The sequence below is a fragment of the Xanthomonas arboricola pv. juglandis genome (assembly GCF_905367715.1).
Classification (GTDB): domain Bacteria; phylum Pseudomonadota; class Gammaproteobacteria; order Xanthomonadales; family Xanthomonadaceae; genus Xanthomonas; species Xanthomonas arboricola.
Map to the genome: position 1 here is coordinate 328,563 of NZ_HG999362.1, position 13,919 is coordinate 342,481.

Genomic DNA, 13,919 nt, shown 5'->3' on the forward strand with positions numbered 1-13,919 from the left:
CACAGCAGGCACGCTGTTCCGATTCCCCAATCCCCGCCCTTCAGGGCTTCTGCGGTGCCGCCGCCGGCGTATTGACGATCTTCTCCAGATCCTTCTGCAGGTCGGCAAACAGCGGTAGCATCTTCTGCTGGATCGCGCCCATCAGGTTCTGGGTCAGTGCCGGGGTCTTGTCCAGCAGGCTCTGGCCGGCCGAGCTCTCGTAGAACTCGGCCATGGCCAGCACGTCCTCGCGCGAGAACGAGCGCTTGTAGATGTCCACATACATAGGGCGCAGCTCCGACCACGACAGCGCCTTGCGCACGGTCTGGCGGGTGCGCTCCTGAATGCGCTGCAGCTGGGCCTGCTGGTCGGCGTCGAGCTGGCGCTGGGCGGTGAGCTGGGCGAACTGTTGCTGCTGCATCGCCTCGATCTGCGGCAGCATCGTGTCCAGCATGGTCTGCGCGCGTGAGGCGGCCAGCAGACGGTTGATGTCGGCATCGCTGGGCGCCTGCGCAAACGCGGCGGGCGTGGCCAGTGCCAGCGCGGCCAGCACGATCAGGCGGCGCGCCAAGGCGCGGGCGGCGGCAACGGAACGGGGCGGTGTCATCGGAGCATCCTGCAGAGTCGGGGAACCGGCCGCAGCATACGGGAAGCCGGCGTTCGCGCGCGCGTCCATGCCGGTGCCGATACAATCGGCCCGATGGCCAGCGACCCGATCCAGATCACCCCCAGCCTGACGATCCCGCCCAGCGAGATCGTCGAGCGCTTCGTGCGCGCCAGCGGCGCGGGCGGGCAGAACGTCAACAAGGTCTCCACCGCGGTGGAACTGCGTTTCGACGTGGCCGGGTCGCCGTCGCTGCCCGAACCCCTGCGCGCGCGGCTGCTGTCGCGGCGCGACCGGCGCATGACCGCCGATGGCGTGCTGGTGATCGACGCGCAGCGCTTCCGCACCCAGGACCGCAACCGCGAGGATGCGCGCGAGCGGCTGGTCGAGATCATCAGTGCCTGCCTGTCGGTGCCCAAGCGCCGGGTCGCCACCAAACCGAGTCATGGTGCCAAGCTGCGGCGGCTGGATGCCAAGCGTGAGCGCAGCCATATCAAGCGTGGACGCTCTGCGTCCCACTGGGAGTAAGCGTGAGTCAGACCGACCCGTCGTTGCCACCGGTAACACAGGCCAACATCCTGCTGCAGCCCTCTCCACCCAGAATGCCACGCGCCCATGGCCGCTTCGGCCGCTGGCTGGGGCGCACGGCACTGCGTCTGACCGGCTGGCGCCTGCTCGGGCGGCTGCCCGACGAACCCAAGCTGGTGATGATCGTCGCCCCGCATTCGTCCAACTGGGACGGCTTCCTGGGCTTTGCGGCCAAGTTCGCGCTGGGCTTCGACGTGCGCGTGCTGGGCAAGGCGCAGCTGTTCTGGTGGCCGCTGGGTCCGCTGCTGCGCAAGCTCGGCGCCATCCCGCTGGACCGCAGCTCGCCGCAGGGCACCATCGGCCAGGCGGTGCGGCTGATCCGCAATTCCGAACAGATGTGGTACGTGATCACCCCCGAGGGCACCCGCAAGCGGGTGGAGCACTGGAAGGCCGGCTTCTGGAAGATCGCCTCCGATTCCAAAGTGCCGATCCTGCCGGTGTATTTCGACTACCCCAGCAAGACCGTGGGTATCGGTGAGCCATTCTGGACCGGCACCGACATGGCCGCCGATATCGCCGCCATCCGCACCTGGTACCGGCCATGGCGCGGCAAGCATCGCGATACGCTGTGAGAATGCGGCCGCGTGCTTGAAAGGTTTTGTCGCTGCCGGTCGACTGCGTTCATGACCGGCGCCGCCAGGCACCTCGCTGCCTCCACCGAGGAAACACCATGATGGGCTTGTCCGCACGCGCACTGTGTTTGTCGCTCTCGCTCCTGCTTGCTGCCGGCCCGCTGCTGGCGGCCACGCCGATGCTGGTGATCCACGGAGGCGCCGGGGTGGAAAAATCCAGCCTTTCCGGCGAGGAACAGGCGCAGGCGCGCGAGGCGATGCAACGCGCGCTGCGCGCCGGGCACGCGGTGCTGCAACGTGGCGGCACCGCGGTGGATGCGGTGGCGGCCACCATCTCCGTGCTGGAGGATGCGCCGCAGTTCAACGCCGGGCGCGGTGCGGTGTTCACCCATGACGGCAAGAACGAACTGGATGCCGCGATCATGGACGGCGCCACCGGCAAGGCCGGTGCGATTGCCGGCGTGCACACGGTCAGGAACCCGATCCAGCTGGCGCGCAGCGTCATGGACCATTCCAAACACGTGATGCTGGTCGGCGACGGCGCCGAACAATTCGCGCGCGAGCAGGGCGTCACGTTGGTCGACCCCAGTTATTTCCGCACCGACAAGCGCTGGCAGCAACTGCAGAAAGCGCGCAAGGCCGAAGCCGGCGACCGCCAGGCGCAGGCCGAACTGGACCTGGAAACCGCCAAGCATTTCGGCACCGTGGGCGCGCTGGCGCTGGATCGCGCAGGACACCTGGCCGCCGGCACCTCCACCGGCGGCATGACCAACAAGCGCTACGGCCGCGTCGGCGATGCGCCGATCATCGGCGCCGGTACCTACGCCAACAGCCAGTGCGCGGTGTCCGGCACCGGCTGGGGCGAGTTCTATATTCGCGCGGTGGCCGCCTACGACATCTGCGCACGCATGAAATACGCCGGGCAGTCGCTGCAACAGGCCGCCGACACGGTGATCGACCAGGAGATTCCCAAGGCCGGCGGCGATGGCGGCGCCATCGCGCTGGACGCGCAGGGCAACGCCGCATTCCCGTTCAATAACGAAGGCATGTACCGCGGCTGGATCGGCGCCGACGGCACCCCGCACGTGGCGATCTTCAAGGACGAGACGCTGTAGCGCGCGCATCCTCAATCGCACCCATCTTCCCAATCCAACGGCACATGCCGACGCTGCGCAAACCCGCTAGCGTGACCGGCTGCGCTACCCACTCAGGAATCACACGCCATGTCGCGTACCGTCGTTCTGGCCGCTGCCATCACCCTGGCACTGGCTGCTTGTTCTGGAAAAGATTCGTCCGGTAAGGAGTCCACCACCGTGCCCGAAAAGACCGCCACCACCCCGGCCGCGGATGCTGCGCCGAACCCGCTGCTGACCGCCAGCACGCTGCCGTTCCAGGCGCCGCCGTTCGACAAGATCAAGGACGCCGATTACCTGCCGGCCTTCGAAGAAGGCATGCGCCTGCACCTGGCCGACATCCGCAAGATCGCCGACAACCCCGAGCCGCCCAGCTTCGACAACACCATCGAGGCGATGGAGCGCAGCGGCGAAACGCTCACGCGCGTGTCGCGCATCTTCTTCGGGTTGGTGCAGGCCGACACCAGCGACGCACGCCAGAAGATCCAGGAAGAGATCGCGCCCAAGCTGGCCGCGCACCAGGACGAGATCAATCTCGACCCGAAGCTGTTCGCACGCGTCAAGACGATCTACGACCAGCGCGACACGCTGAACCTGGAGCCGGAGCAGAAGCGTCTGGTCGAGCGCGACTACGAAGAGCTGGTGCGTGCCGGTGCGCAGCTGTCGGAGGCCGACAAGGCCAGCCTGCGCAAGCTCAATATCGAAGAAACCACGCTCTCCACCCAGTTCCATACCCGTCTGGTGGCCGCCTCGGCCGCCGGTGCGGTGGTGGTGGACGACAAGGCCAGGCTCGACGGCCTGAGCGAGGGCGACATTGCCGCTGCCGCCGATGCGGCCAAGGCGCGCAAGCTCGATGGCAAGTATCTGCTGACCCTGCAGAACACCACCCAGCAGCCGGTGCTGGCCTCGCTGAAGGACCGCCAGCTGCGCGCCGACGTGCTCAAGGCCTCGGAAACGCGCGCGGAAAAAGGCGATGCCAACGACACCCGCCAGACCATCCAGCGCCTGGCGCAGCTGCGCGCACAGAAGGCCAAGCTGCTCGGCTTCGACAACTACGCCGCCTACAGCCTGGGCGACCAGATGGCCAAGACCCCGGACGCCGCGCTCAAGCTGCTGACCGACACCGTGCCGGCGGCCACCGCCAAGGCACGCCGCGAAGTGGCCGAAATGCAGAAGGTGATCGACGCGCAGAAGGGAGACTTCAAACTCGCCGCCTCCGATTGGGACTTCTACGCCGAGCAGGTGCGCAAGGCCAAGTACGACCTGGACGAGGCGCAGATCAAGCCGTATTTCGAGCTGGACAACGTGCTGCAGAACGGCGTCTTCTACGCGGCCACGCAGCTGTACGGCATCACCTTCAAGCAGCGCACCGACATCCCGACCTATCACGCGGACATGAAGGTGTATGAAGTGTTCGACGCGGACGGCACCTCGATGGCGCTGTTCTACACCGACTACTTCAAGCGCGACAGCAAGTCCGGCGGCGCCTGGATGGATGTATTCGTCGAGCAGGACGGTCTCACCGGCGCCAAGCCGGTGGTCTACAACGTCTGCAACTTCACCAAGCCGGCCGCCGGCCAGCCGGCGCTGCTGAGCTTCGATGACGTCACCACCTTGTTCCATGAGTTCGGCCACGCGCTGCACGGCATGTTCTCCAAGGTGAAGTACCCCTCGATCGCCGGCACCAGCACCTCGCGCGACTTCGTCGAGTTCCCCTCGCAGTTCAACGAGCACTGGGCCTCCGATCCCAAGGTCTTCGCCAATTACGCCAAGCACTACCAGACCGGCGCGGCGATGCCGGCCGAGCTGGTGGAGAAGATCAAGAAGGCCAAGACCTTCAACAGCGGCTACGCCACCACCGAGTACCTATCGGCCGCGTTGCTCGATCTGGCCTGGCACACCCAGCCGGCCGATGCGCCGCTGCAGGACGTGAGCAAGTTCGAAGCCGACGCCCTGAAGCGCTTCAAGGTGGACCTGGCCGAAGTGCCGCCGCGTTATCGCAGCAGCTATTTCGACCACATCTGGGGCGGCGGATATTCGGCTGGGTACTACGCGTATTTCTGGTCGGAAGTGCTCGACGACGACGCATTCGAATGGTTCAAGGAAAACGGCGGCTTGAACCGCAAGAACGGCGACACCTTCCGCGCCAAGATCCTTTCGCGCGGCAATACCGTCGATTTGGCCACGTTGTATCGCGATTTCCGCGGCAAGGATCCCAGCGTCAAGGCGTTGCTGGAAAATCGCGGTCTGACGGAGTGAGCGACTGGATGACGCGCCTGCGTCGTTGGCGCATGCGTGTGCAGTAGCTGCAACAGCAATCGAAACGGGATGGCCACGCGCCATCCCGTTTTTGTTTGTGGATGGTGCATCAGGTGATGGTGTTGCGACTGCCTTTGCCGGTGGCGCCTTGCTGTTGCCTTTTGGGGCCGCCAGTCCCTAGCGGAACTGGCAATAACGGGGCAGTGACCTAAGCAGCATTCGAAGTAACACCCAACTGGTGCCATGCCTTTCGTCACTTCCACCGACCCGCTGCGCAAGCGCATCTTCAACAGGCCATCCCCGCGCCACCATTCACACCAACAGGTGCCTCATGAGCCAAGCCACTGCGACCACCTCACGTCTGCAACGCGCCGCGCACTGGGCGCGCAAGGAACTGCTGCCGTTGTTGGTGCTGCTGGTGCTGATGACTGCAGCGCGTTCCTCGTTCGCCAATCACTATCAGGTGCCGAGCGGCTCAATGCAGCCCACCCTGGAGCCGGGCGATCGCGTGGTGGTGGACATGCATGCCTACGGCTGGCGACTGCCGTTGAGCAACCGCATCCTCGTCGATAGCGATCGACCGCAGCGTGGCGAGGTGGTGGTATTCGATTCGCCGCGCGATGGTACACGCCTGATCAAGCGTGTGGTGGCGGTGGCAGGCGACCGGGTCGACCTGATCGATGGCCATCTGCAGATCAACCACAAGCCGTTGGCAGTGGAAGGTGGCGATGCCGAACGCTTCGGCGCGCACCTGGCGCAGTTGAATCTTGGCAATGGCGGCGGCCCGAACATCGCCGGGCTGACTGTGCCGCCCGGCAAGCTGCTGATGCTGGGCGATCACCGCGGCAACAGCCTGGATGGACGTTACTTCGGATTAGTCGATGCAGCGGCTGTCTACGGCAAGGCGGTGGCGGTGTATTACCGGCGTGGCGAAGGGCTGGAGTGGCAGCGCCTGTGATGCATGGTCTGCGCGTAGACGCCAGCAGAAGCAACGGCGTTAGCGCCCTGCGCTAGCGAGGCAGCGCATGGCATTGTCGGCAGCAATCGCGCACGTTGCTTCGATGACCATGACGATGACGCAGGGCAAACGCGCGACCGCCACCTGCTCATGCGCCGCGCCGCCATGCACTGGCTAGCGCGGCGCCACCAGGCCATCCGACGCCTGAGTCGCAGCATCCTGTCGCCACCAGCGTAGGCGATTGCCGGGCGCGTTCAGATCCACCCGCTCGCCCATGCGCGGCGTCGCCAGCGCAACGCCGGCGCTGTCGGCCAAGGCCACGATCCGGTCCAGCGGTTCCTGCCACGCGTGCATGGCCAGGTCGAAGGTGCCGTTGTGGATCGGCAGCAGGGTCTGCCCGCCGACGTCCAGGTAGGCCTGCAGGCTCTGCTCCGGCTGCATGTGCACATGCGGCCACTGCTGATCGTAGGCGCCGTTTTCGATCAGCGCTACATCGAACGGACCGAGCTGTTGGCCGATGGTCTTGTAGTGCGGGCCATAGCCGCCGTCGCCGCTGAAGAACACGCGCAGCTCGCGCTCCTGGATCGCCCAGGAGCACCACAGCGAACGCCCACTATCGAACAGGCCGCGCCCGGAAAAATGCTGCGACGGAGTGGCGGTGAGTTGCAGGCCATCGATGTTGATCGTGTCCCACCAGTCCAGCTGGCGCACCTTGCCCGGGTCCACGCCCCAGCGCACCAGCAGATCGCCCACGCCCAGGGGCGCGACGAACACGCCGACGCGGTCGGCCAGGGCACGGATGCTGGCGCGGTCGAGGTGGTCGTAATGGTTGTGCGACAGGATCACCCCGGCCAGGGGCGGCAGTTCGTCCAGCGCGATCGGTGGCGCATGGAAGCGCTTGGGCCCGGCGAATGGCACCGGCGAGGCGCGCCTGGAGAACACCGGGTCGGTCAGCCACAGGCCACCGGCCAGCTTCATCAGCACGGTGGAATGGCCCAGGCGATACAGGCTGCGATCGGGCGCGGTAAGCAGCTGCGTGCGTGTCAGCGGCTGTACCGGCAGCGGCGCGGACGGCACCGTGGTGCTGGGCTTGTCGAAGAGGAACGTCCAGATCAGGCCGATTTGCTTGCGCAAGCTGAGCGCGGTGGTCGGCAGCGGCAACGCATTGCGGAACCGGCCGCCGCGAAACTGCGGCGAATCGGCATACGGGGAAGGGCGAGAGGAAGCCATGGGGAGTCCGACCGGGGCAGGGAGCGACAACAGGAGGAAATTACACTGAGCAGTGTAGTTTCATTCCGCTGAAAGTAAACTGTCGGGTGTAAAATGATCCGATGTCGAGCGCATCTTCCCCCCGGCCCGCTCCGCAGCGGCTGACCGACCGCAAGCGCCACGCCATCGTCGAGGCGGCCATTGTCGAGTTCCGCCAGCATGGCTTCGAGGCCACCAGCATGGACCGCGTGGCGGCCACTGCGGGCGTGTCCAAGCGCACCGTCTACAACCATTTCCCCAGCAAGGATGCGCTGTTCGGCGAGATCCTGCGCGGGCTGTGGCAACGCAGCGCCGACGCGGTGAATCTTGTCTACCGGTCCGACCAGCCGCTGCGCGCTCAGCTGATCCAGCTGCTGCAGCAGAAGCTACACCTGCTCGACGACCCGGCGTTTATCGACCTGTCGCGTGTCGCCATAGCCGAAGGCATCCATTCGCCCGAGCGCGCACGTGCGCTGATCGCGCAATTGGGCAGCAAGGAAGAAGGCACCACCACCTGGGTGCGCGCCGCACTGGCCGACTGCCGGCTGGTGGGCGTGGAGCCGGAGGTCGGCGCGCAGCAACTGCAGGCACTGATCAAGGGCTTCGCGTTCTGGCCGCAGATCGCCATGGGCCAGCCGCCGCTGTCGCCACAGCAACGCACCCAGGTGGCCGAATCGGCAGTGGCGATGTTCCTGGGTTTGTACGGGCGCGAGTGATGGCCTGCGTTGCGGGTGCCCGCGCAGCGCCGCCCCGCATCGCAGGCCGGACCTTCCTCGCATTGCAGGTCGACCGCAGCGCTGCAGGTGCAACGACTGCGTCTTGCGCCGCGCTGTCTGTGCAACCCATGCCGCTGCAGCCTGCGCATGTTGCACGCTCAGTCCTTCGACCACACCGCCAGCGCATAGCCATGCGGATCGGTGAAATGAAAACGTCGCCCGCCGGGAAACGCAAAGACCGGCCTGGTGATGTGCCCGCCCGCCGCTTCGATACGTGCCTGGCTGTAGGCGAGGTCGTCGGAGGCCAGGACCACCAGCGCACCACCGGGCTGGGCGGGGCCGTGGAAGAAGCCGCCGCTCAGCCGGCCGTCGCGGAATTCGCAGTAATCCTGGCCGTAATCCTGAAACGTCCAGTCGAAGGCTTGCCCGTAAAATGCCTTGGCGACGGCGATCGAGTCGACGGCGAGTTCGAGGTAGTCGATGCTGTGCTGCGGCGTGTTGTCGGTCATGGCGTGGCTTCCTCCGGGAGTGGAGGTACAGCATGCAGTCGGTGCACGTGCCCGGCTTGGCGAAAACGGCCAACTTAGCGTGCGTGGCGCCGTACCAACACGCGCGGGCTCAGGCCGGTGAGCTGGCGCGCATCGCGCACCAGGTGCGGCGCATCGCCGTAACCGGCATCCAGCGCTGCGTCGGTCAGACTGCGGTGCTGGCTGGCGATACGCAAAAAGCGCTGCAGACGCAGTACCCGCTCCAGCGTCTTGCTGCCATAGCCGAACGCATCCTGGCAACGGCGGCGCAACGAGCGCTCGCTGAGACCCAGCGCCTGGGTCAATTCGCTCAGCCGGGCGGGGGTGCCGGCACTCAATCGATCGAACAGCCACGCCATCTGGCGGTCTTGCGATGTGCCGTGCTGTCGACACAGCGCCTGCAAGGTGTGCAGCGGGTCGGCACCGTCTTCCAGGCGGTGTTGCCAGGTGCGCCCTTGCACGCCCCACAGCGATTCCAGTGCAACGCGTTGGTCGGCAATGGCATGTAGCGGGAGCTTCAGCAGGCCGGCTGCCGCACCCGCTGCCAGGCGCACCCCGCTCAGCGCACTGCCCGGTGCCAGCGCTGCCATGGCGGCGGTGCGATCGGGCCCGGCAACCAACAGCAGCGTGCCATCCCAGATCAGATCGACGCTGCCATCGGGCAAGACCAGCACGGGGTCCGTTGCGGCCGTGCCCTGGCGAAACCGCCAACTGCACTGCAGCTGCGCGTGTAACGCCGGCGGTGCCGGGCTTTCGGCATAACAGGACTCGGAGAGTTCGGACATCAGTGTGTTGTGCGAAGAGGTGGATGCCGTGCGGCTCGGTGGCCGCGGCGATCAGAGTGCATGGCGTCGACCGCATTCGGTCGACATCGCAGGCCCGCGCCGACGCAACCATCGTGGCCGCATCCGGCAGGCTGGCGCTGCATCGTCAATGCGGCCGGTTGCCCGCGCCCAGCACGTTGGCGGTGACAGTGTGCCGGCCGCGTTGCAACCAGGCCACCATCGGCGAGGCCATCACCGTGGTCACCAGCGTCATGCCGAACAGCAGGGTGAACAGGTCCGGCCCGATCACGCCGCTATCCAGGCCGATCTTAATCACCACCAGTTCCATCAGGCCGCGTGCGTTCATCAGCGAACCCACGCTCAGGCTATCGCGCCAATCGTGGCCGCTCAGGCGCGCGCCCAGGGTGCAGCCGAGCAGCTTGCCGGTGACCGCCACGCCGACCACCAACGCAAAGCCCGCCACACCTGCGCCGACGAACACACCGGGGCTGGTGGCCTGGCCGGCGACCGCAAACAGTACCGGCATCAGCAAGCTGATCGCCAGGGGTTCGATGCGCCCGGCCAGGTGTTCCAGCAGGCGGTCATCGCGCGGTACGCAGATGCCGAACAGAAATGCGCCGAAGATCGCATGCAGGCCGATCCATTCAGCCGCTGCGGCGCAGGCCAGCACACCGATCAGCACCCACACCAGCGCAGTCGGAGCATAGCCTCCATCGCTTGCGTGCGGGGTGAGCACGCGCGCATACATCGGCTTCAACACGCCGAACACCACCGCAATCAGCACCACCGCACCGGCCGCAGTGAACGCAACGCCGCCATGGCTGTTGCCGCCGGTCAGGGTGAGCACGATCGCCAGGAACATCCACACCGTGGCATCGTCGATCACCGCCGCGCCCAGGGCCAGGCGGCCGGCTGGCGTACGGGTCATGTTGCGGTCCTTGAGGATGCGCGCCAGCACCGGAAACGCAGTCACCGACATCGCTGCGGCAATGAACAAGGCGAAGGGCCAGAAGCCGATGCCTTGCGGAGCAAAGCGCGCAAACAACCACGGTGCGGCGGCCAGCCCCAGCAGCAACGGCAGCACGATACCGGACAGCCCCACCAGTACTGACGCGCGCACCTGCGCAGTGGTGCCTTCCGGCGCACGCAACTCCACGCCGACGATGAACATGAAAAGCACCACGCCGATGTTGGCCAGGCCCGACAGTGGCGGCAAGCTGCTGGAGGCGAACAACACGCCATGCAACTCCGGCAGCCACGCGCCGAATGCGATCGGCCCCAGCAGCAGGCCGGCGGCCATCTCGCCGATCACCGGCGGCTGCCCGAAGCGTTGCAGCAGCGCACCGCATGCACGCGCCGCGCCCAGTATCAGCGCCAACTGCACCAGCAATAGCATGGTCGGATTCATTGCGTCAGCCTTGGTTGGTTGAGTCGGCTCGCTTCTGCAGTGCGGGACGGCTGCGCATCTGGTCAGTTGTTTCCCCCGGACTGATCAGCAGTGACATGCCGTCCTCATAGCATCGGCCTAGTCTATGACGACAACCGCCGTGCAGTGGCATCGAGCCGACATGATGCGGCGCAGTGCGGAGTGATTCGTACTGCAGCAGGAACCACCCGTCGGTGCTGCTTGTGTGCGCTTGCACGGCTTGATCGAACGACGCCTTCAACGGCAACCCGCATGTCGCACACGGCATCGCAGATGGAGCGCGCGTAACGGCCTCATGCGCCGTGCTTGGCGAGCAAGCTCAGGTGCGATGCGAGCTCACGCGCGCACAGCAGGCAGCAGACTCACCGCTCCGAATCGCCGCTCTCGTCATACCCGCGCGGGGTGAACAGGTCCGGCTGGATCAACTCGATGAACGCGCGTGCCTGCGGCGAGAGATATTTGCCCTTGCGCACCACCACGCCATAACTGCGGGTGGGGAAGTAGTCCTTCAGCGAGCGAGTGGCGAGTTTGTCGCGGTCTGCATCGGTGACGCAGATTGCGGTGACGATGGAGATGCCCATGTCCATCGCCACGTATTGCTTGATCACTTCCCAGCCGCCCACCTCCAGCGCCACGGTGTAGGGCACGCGTGCCTGCTGGAAGATCAGATCGACCAAGCGATAGGTCACCTGCCGGCGCGGTGGCAAGATCAGCGGATACGGCGACAGATCCTGCAGCGTGACCGTTGACTTGCTGGCCAAAGGGTGGTCGGGCGGGGTGATCAGCAGCTGTTCGAAGCGATACACCGGCGCATAGTTGAGGTCGGCCGGCACGTCCAGCATCGAGCCGATTGCCAGGTCCACCGCGTCTTCGCGCAGCAGGTCGGTGCCGTCGGCGCTGATGGCGTTATGCAGGGTCAGCCGCACGTCCGGGTGGCGCGCGCGGAAGTTCGCCACGATGCGCGGCAGCAGGTACAGGATGGTGGAGCTGTTGGCGGCGATATTGAGCTCGCCCGCATCCAGCCCGCGCACCTTCTCGCGAAAGCTCGCCTCCAGCCCGTCCAGGCTCTCCACCAGCGGCAGTGCCATGTCGTAGAGCAGCTGGCCCTCGCGGCTGGGCGCCATGCGTCGCCCCGAGCGCTCGAACAAGGCCACGCCCAGGTCGCGTTCCAGCGACTGCAGTTGCAGGGTCACTGCCGGCTGGCTCACATACAGCGCCTCAGCTGCCCGTGAGACAGACCCCAGACGCACCGTCTGGCAGAACGCGCGCAGCGGTTTGAGCCGGTCGGATTTGTAGGAAAATCGCGGGGTTGGCGACATCTGGGTATGTTATGAAGCGCAATATAAGTCAGGCTTATTTACAGCATTGATAAAACTGCTTTGTCAAATAGTTGCCGGCGGCGCACGGTGCAGGTCCGGATGCACAAGGAATCCCCGACATGTCTGCCACCGCTTTTGCCCCACGTCCCGCCGAACGCGCCACGCCCGGTCTGTCGCTGACCACGCAGGTTGCAGGCCAGGCGGAACTGCTGCCGGCCGCCGCGCTGGCCTTGCTGGTGTCGCTGCACCGCGCGATCGAGCCTGGTCGCCAGCAGCGCCTGGCCCAGCGGCGCGCCCGCCAGGCCGAATTCGATGCCGGCCAGCTGCCGGATTTCCGCCCCGACACCCGCGCCATCCGCGATGGCGACTGGCGCGTCGCCGCACTGCCATCGGCGCTGCAGGACCGCCGGGTGGAGATCACCGGCCCCACCGATCCGAAGATGGTCATCAACGCGCTGAACTCCGGCGCCAAGGTGTTCATGGCCGACTTCGAGGATTCCACCGCGCCGACCTGGCGCAACCTGCTGGCCGGCCAGCGCACGCTGGCCGCTGCGGTGCGCGGCGATCTCAGCTTCGATGCGCCCAACGGCAAGCATTACGCGTTGCGTCCGGAAGCCGAGCGCGCGGTGTTGATCGTGCGCCCGCGCGGCTGGCATCTGGATGAGAAGCACGTGCTCATCGATGGGCAGCCGCTGGCCGGCGGCCTGTTCGATGCGGCGGTGTTCGCCTTCCATAACGGCCGCGCGCTGCTGGCCAAGGACCGTGGCCCGTATCTGTATCTGCCCAAGTTGCAGAGCATGGAAGAAGCCGCGCTGTGGGAGACCGCGCTGGCGCATATCGAAGCGATGCTCGGCCTGCCGCACGGGCAGATCAAGGTGACCGTGCTGATCGAAACGCTGCCGGCGGTGTTCGAGATGGACGAGATCCTGCACGCGCTGCGCGAGCGGATCGTCGGGCTCAATTGTGGCCGCTGGGACTACATCTTTTCGTATCTGAAAACCTTCCGCGCGCATCGCGACCGCGTGCTGCCCGAACGTGGCCAGGTCACCATGACCCAGCCCTTCCTCAAGGCGTATTCGGAACTGTTGATCAAGACCTGCCATCGCCGCGGCGCCCATGCGATGGGCGGCATGGCCGCGCAGATTCCGATCAATCACGACGAGGCCGCCAACGAGCAGGCGATGGCGCGCGTGCGTGCCGACAAGCTGCGCGAAGTCAGCGCCGGGCACGATGGCACCTGGGTGGCGCATCCGGCCTTGATTCCGGTGGCGATGAAGATCTTCGACGAACACATGCCCACCGCGCATCAGCAGCATGTCTTGCGCAACGACGTGCAGGTGACGCGCGACATGCTGATCGCGCCTTCGCCGGGCACCGTCACCCGCGCCGGGTTCGAAGGCAATGTCGAAGTCTGCGTGCGTTATCTGGCCGCCTGGCTGGACGGCAATGGATGCGTGCCCATCCACAACCTGATGGAAGACGCTGCCACTGCCGAAATCAGCCGCGCGCAGCTGTGGCAGTGGTTGCATCACGGCCAGCACCTGGACGACGGCACTGCGATCGATCAGCCCCTGTTGCAGGCCACGTTGCGTGCGCTGCCGGCACGCCTGGGCGCGACCGATGCACTGCCGGGCGCCGCGCGCATCGACGACGCCATTGCATTGCTGGACACGCTCAGCCGCGCCGATGCGCTGGCCGACTTCCTCACCGTGCCGGCGTATCGCCTGATCGATTGAGCCAACGCTGCAGCGACACGCCAGCGCTTGCCCGCTGCCGCTGCAATCTATCCACGTCATGCACCACAC

At 66.1% G+C, this 13,919-nt stretch carries 13 protein-coding genes; 7 read left to right on the plus strand and 6 right to left on the minus strand.

The annotated features are described in order from the left end of the window. Positions 1-40 precede the first annotated feature (40 nt). Positions 41-586, minus strand: coding sequence for a DUF2059 domain-containing protein (locus tag KHN93_RS01330; protein WP_047126714.1), 546 nt, complete (start codon positions 584-586; stop codon positions 41-43). 93 nt (positions 587-679) lie between these two features. Between KHN93_RS01330 and arfB the strand changes: the two genes are divergently transcribed. The 5 genes from arfB (at position 680) to lepB (ending at position 6,093) form a co-directional block, all read left to right on the plus strand. After that, positions 680-1,111 carry an alternative ribosome rescue aminoacyl-tRNA hydrolase ArfB gene (arfB, locus tag KHN93_RS01335; protein WP_006449817.1) on the plus strand — a complete coding sequence of 144 codons (432 nt, stop codon included), beginning with the start codon at positions 680-682 and terminating at the stop codon, positions 1,109-1,111. Positions 1,112-1,113: 2 nt separating this feature from the next. Continuing rightward, on the plus strand, positions 1,114-1,743 hold the full coding sequence (locus KHN93_RS01340) for a lysophosphatidylcholine acyltransferase (protein WP_039517673.1): 630 nt from the start codon (positions 1,114-1,116) through the stop codon (positions 1,741-1,743). Positions 1,744-1,841: 98 nt separating this feature from the next. Beyond that, a complete protein-coding gene (locus KHN93_RS01345) occupies positions 1,842-2,858 on the plus strand; it encodes an isoaspartyl peptidase/L-asparaginase family protein (RefSeq protein ID WP_211921638.1) in 1,017 nt (338 codons plus the stop codon). Between the two features lie 108 nt (positions 2,859-2,966). Continuing rightward, positions 2,967-5,135 (plus strand): peptidyl-dipeptidase Dcp, encoded by a 2,169-nt coding sequence (gene dcp, locus KHN93_RS01350; protein ID WP_054592058.1) that lies wholly within the window; start codon positions 2,967-2,969, stop codon positions 5,133-5,135. A gap of 331 nt (positions 5,136-5,466) precedes the next feature. Continuing rightward, the gene (lepB, locus tag KHN93_RS01355; protein WP_211921640.1) at positions 5,467-6,093 is read left to right on the plus strand and encodes a signal peptidase I; all 627 of its coding nucleotides are present in this window, start codon (positions 5,467-5,469) and stop codon (positions 6,091-6,093) included. Positions 6,094-6,267: 174 nt separating this feature from the next. On the opposite strand, the gene KHN93_RS01360 is transcribed toward lepB, so the two are convergent. After that, positions 6,268-7,323 (minus strand): MBL fold metallo-hydrolase, encoded by a 1,056-nt coding sequence (locus KHN93_RS01360; RefSeq protein ID WP_211921641.1) that lies wholly within the window; start codon positions 7,321-7,323, stop codon positions 6,268-6,270. A gap of 101 nt (positions 7,324-7,424) precedes the next feature. Between KHN93_RS01360 and KHN93_RS01365 the strand changes: the two genes are divergently transcribed. Then, positions 7,425-8,057, plus strand: coding sequence for a TetR/AcrR family transcriptional regulator (locus tag KHN93_RS01365; RefSeq protein ID WP_211921643.1), 633 nt, complete (start codon positions 7,425-7,427; stop codon positions 8,055-8,057). 158 nt (positions 8,058-8,215) lie between these two features. Here KHN93_RS01365 and KHN93_RS01370 read toward each other — a convergent pair whose 3' ends face one another. The 4 genes from KHN93_RS01370 to KHN93_RS01385 form a co-directional block, all read right to left on the minus strand. Next, positions 8,216-8,566 (minus strand): VOC family protein, encoded by a 351-nt coding sequence (locus tag KHN93_RS01370; protein ID WP_104554621.1) that lies wholly within the window; start codon positions 8,564-8,566, stop codon positions 8,216-8,218. Positions 8,567-8,640: 74 nt separating this feature from the next. Next, entirely contained in the window at positions 8,641-9,369 is a 729-nt protein-coding gene (locus tag KHN93_RS01375) for a helix-turn-helix domain-containing protein (RefSeq protein ID WP_104554620.1), read from the minus strand. Positions 9,370-9,514: 145 nt separating this feature from the next. Then, positions 9,515-10,777: a cation:proton antiporter gene (locus KHN93_RS01380; protein ID WP_211921645.1), complete on the minus strand. Its 1,263-nt coding sequence runs from the start codon at positions 10,775-10,777 to the stop codon at positions 9,515-9,517. 380 nt (positions 10,778-11,157) lie between these two features. Continuing rightward, positions 11,158-12,114, minus strand: a complete 957-nt coding sequence (locus tag KHN93_RS01385; protein WP_211921647.1) for a LysR family transcriptional regulator — start codon at positions 12,112-12,114, stop codon at positions 11,158-11,160. 119 nt (positions 12,115-12,233) lie between these two features. Here KHN93_RS01385 and aceB point away from each other — a divergent pair, with 119 nt between their 5' ends. Next, positions 12,234-13,850: a malate synthase A gene (aceB, locus tag KHN93_RS01390; protein ID WP_211921649.1), complete on the plus strand. Its 1,617-nt coding sequence runs from the start codon at positions 12,234-12,236 to the stop codon at positions 13,848-13,850. Positions 13,851-13,919 lie beyond the last annotated feature (69 nt).

Excerpts from the sequence above, each read along its gene's own strand:
- KHN93_RS01380 (WP_211921645.1), bottom strand. The coding sequence starts at position 10,777 with ATGAATCCGACCATGCTATTGCTGGTGCAGTTGGCGCTGATACTGGGC.
- KHN93_RS01345 (WP_211921638.1), top strand. The coding sequence starts at position 1,842 with ATGATGGGCTTGTCCGCACGCGCACTGTGTTTGTCGCTCTCGCTCCTG.
- dcp (WP_054592058.1), top strand. The coding sequence starts at position 2,967 with ATGTCGCGTACCGTCGTTCTGGCCGCTGCCATCACCCTGGCACTGGCT.
- KHN93_RS01365 (WP_211921643.1), top strand. The coding sequence starts at position 7,425 with ATGTCGAGCGCATCTTCCCCCCGGCCCGCTCCGCAGCGGCTGACCGAC.
- arfB (WP_006449817.1), top strand. The coding sequence starts at position 680 with ATGGCCAGCGACCCGATCCAGATCACCCCCAGCCTGACGATCCCGCCC.
- KHN93_RS01375 (WP_104554620.1), bottom strand. The coding sequence starts at position 9,369 with ATGTCCGAACTCTCCGAGTCCTGTTATGCCGAAAGCCCGGCACCGCCG.
- aceB (WP_211921649.1), top strand. The coding sequence starts at position 12,234 with ATGTCTGCCACCGCTTTTGCCCCACGTCCCGCCGAACGCGCCACGCCC.
- lepB (WP_211921640.1), top strand. The coding sequence starts at position 5,467 with ATGAGCCAAGCCACTGCGACCACCTCACGTCTGCAACGCGCCGCGCAC.
- KHN93_RS01330 (WP_047126714.1), bottom strand. The coding sequence starts at position 586 with ATGACACCGCCCCGTTCCGTTGCCGCCGCCCGCGCCTTGGCGCGCCGC.
- KHN93_RS01360 (WP_211921641.1), bottom strand. The coding sequence starts at position 7,323 with ATGGCTTCCTCTCGCCCTTCCCCGTATGCCGATTCGCCGCAGTTTCGC.
- KHN93_RS01370 (WP_104554621.1), bottom strand. The coding sequence starts at position 8,566 with ATGACCGACAACACGCCGCAGCACAGCATCGACTACCTCGAACTCGCC.
- KHN93_RS01385 (WP_211921647.1), bottom strand. The coding sequence starts at position 12,114 with ATGTCGCCAACCCCGCGATTTTCCTACAAATCCGACCGGCTCAAACCG.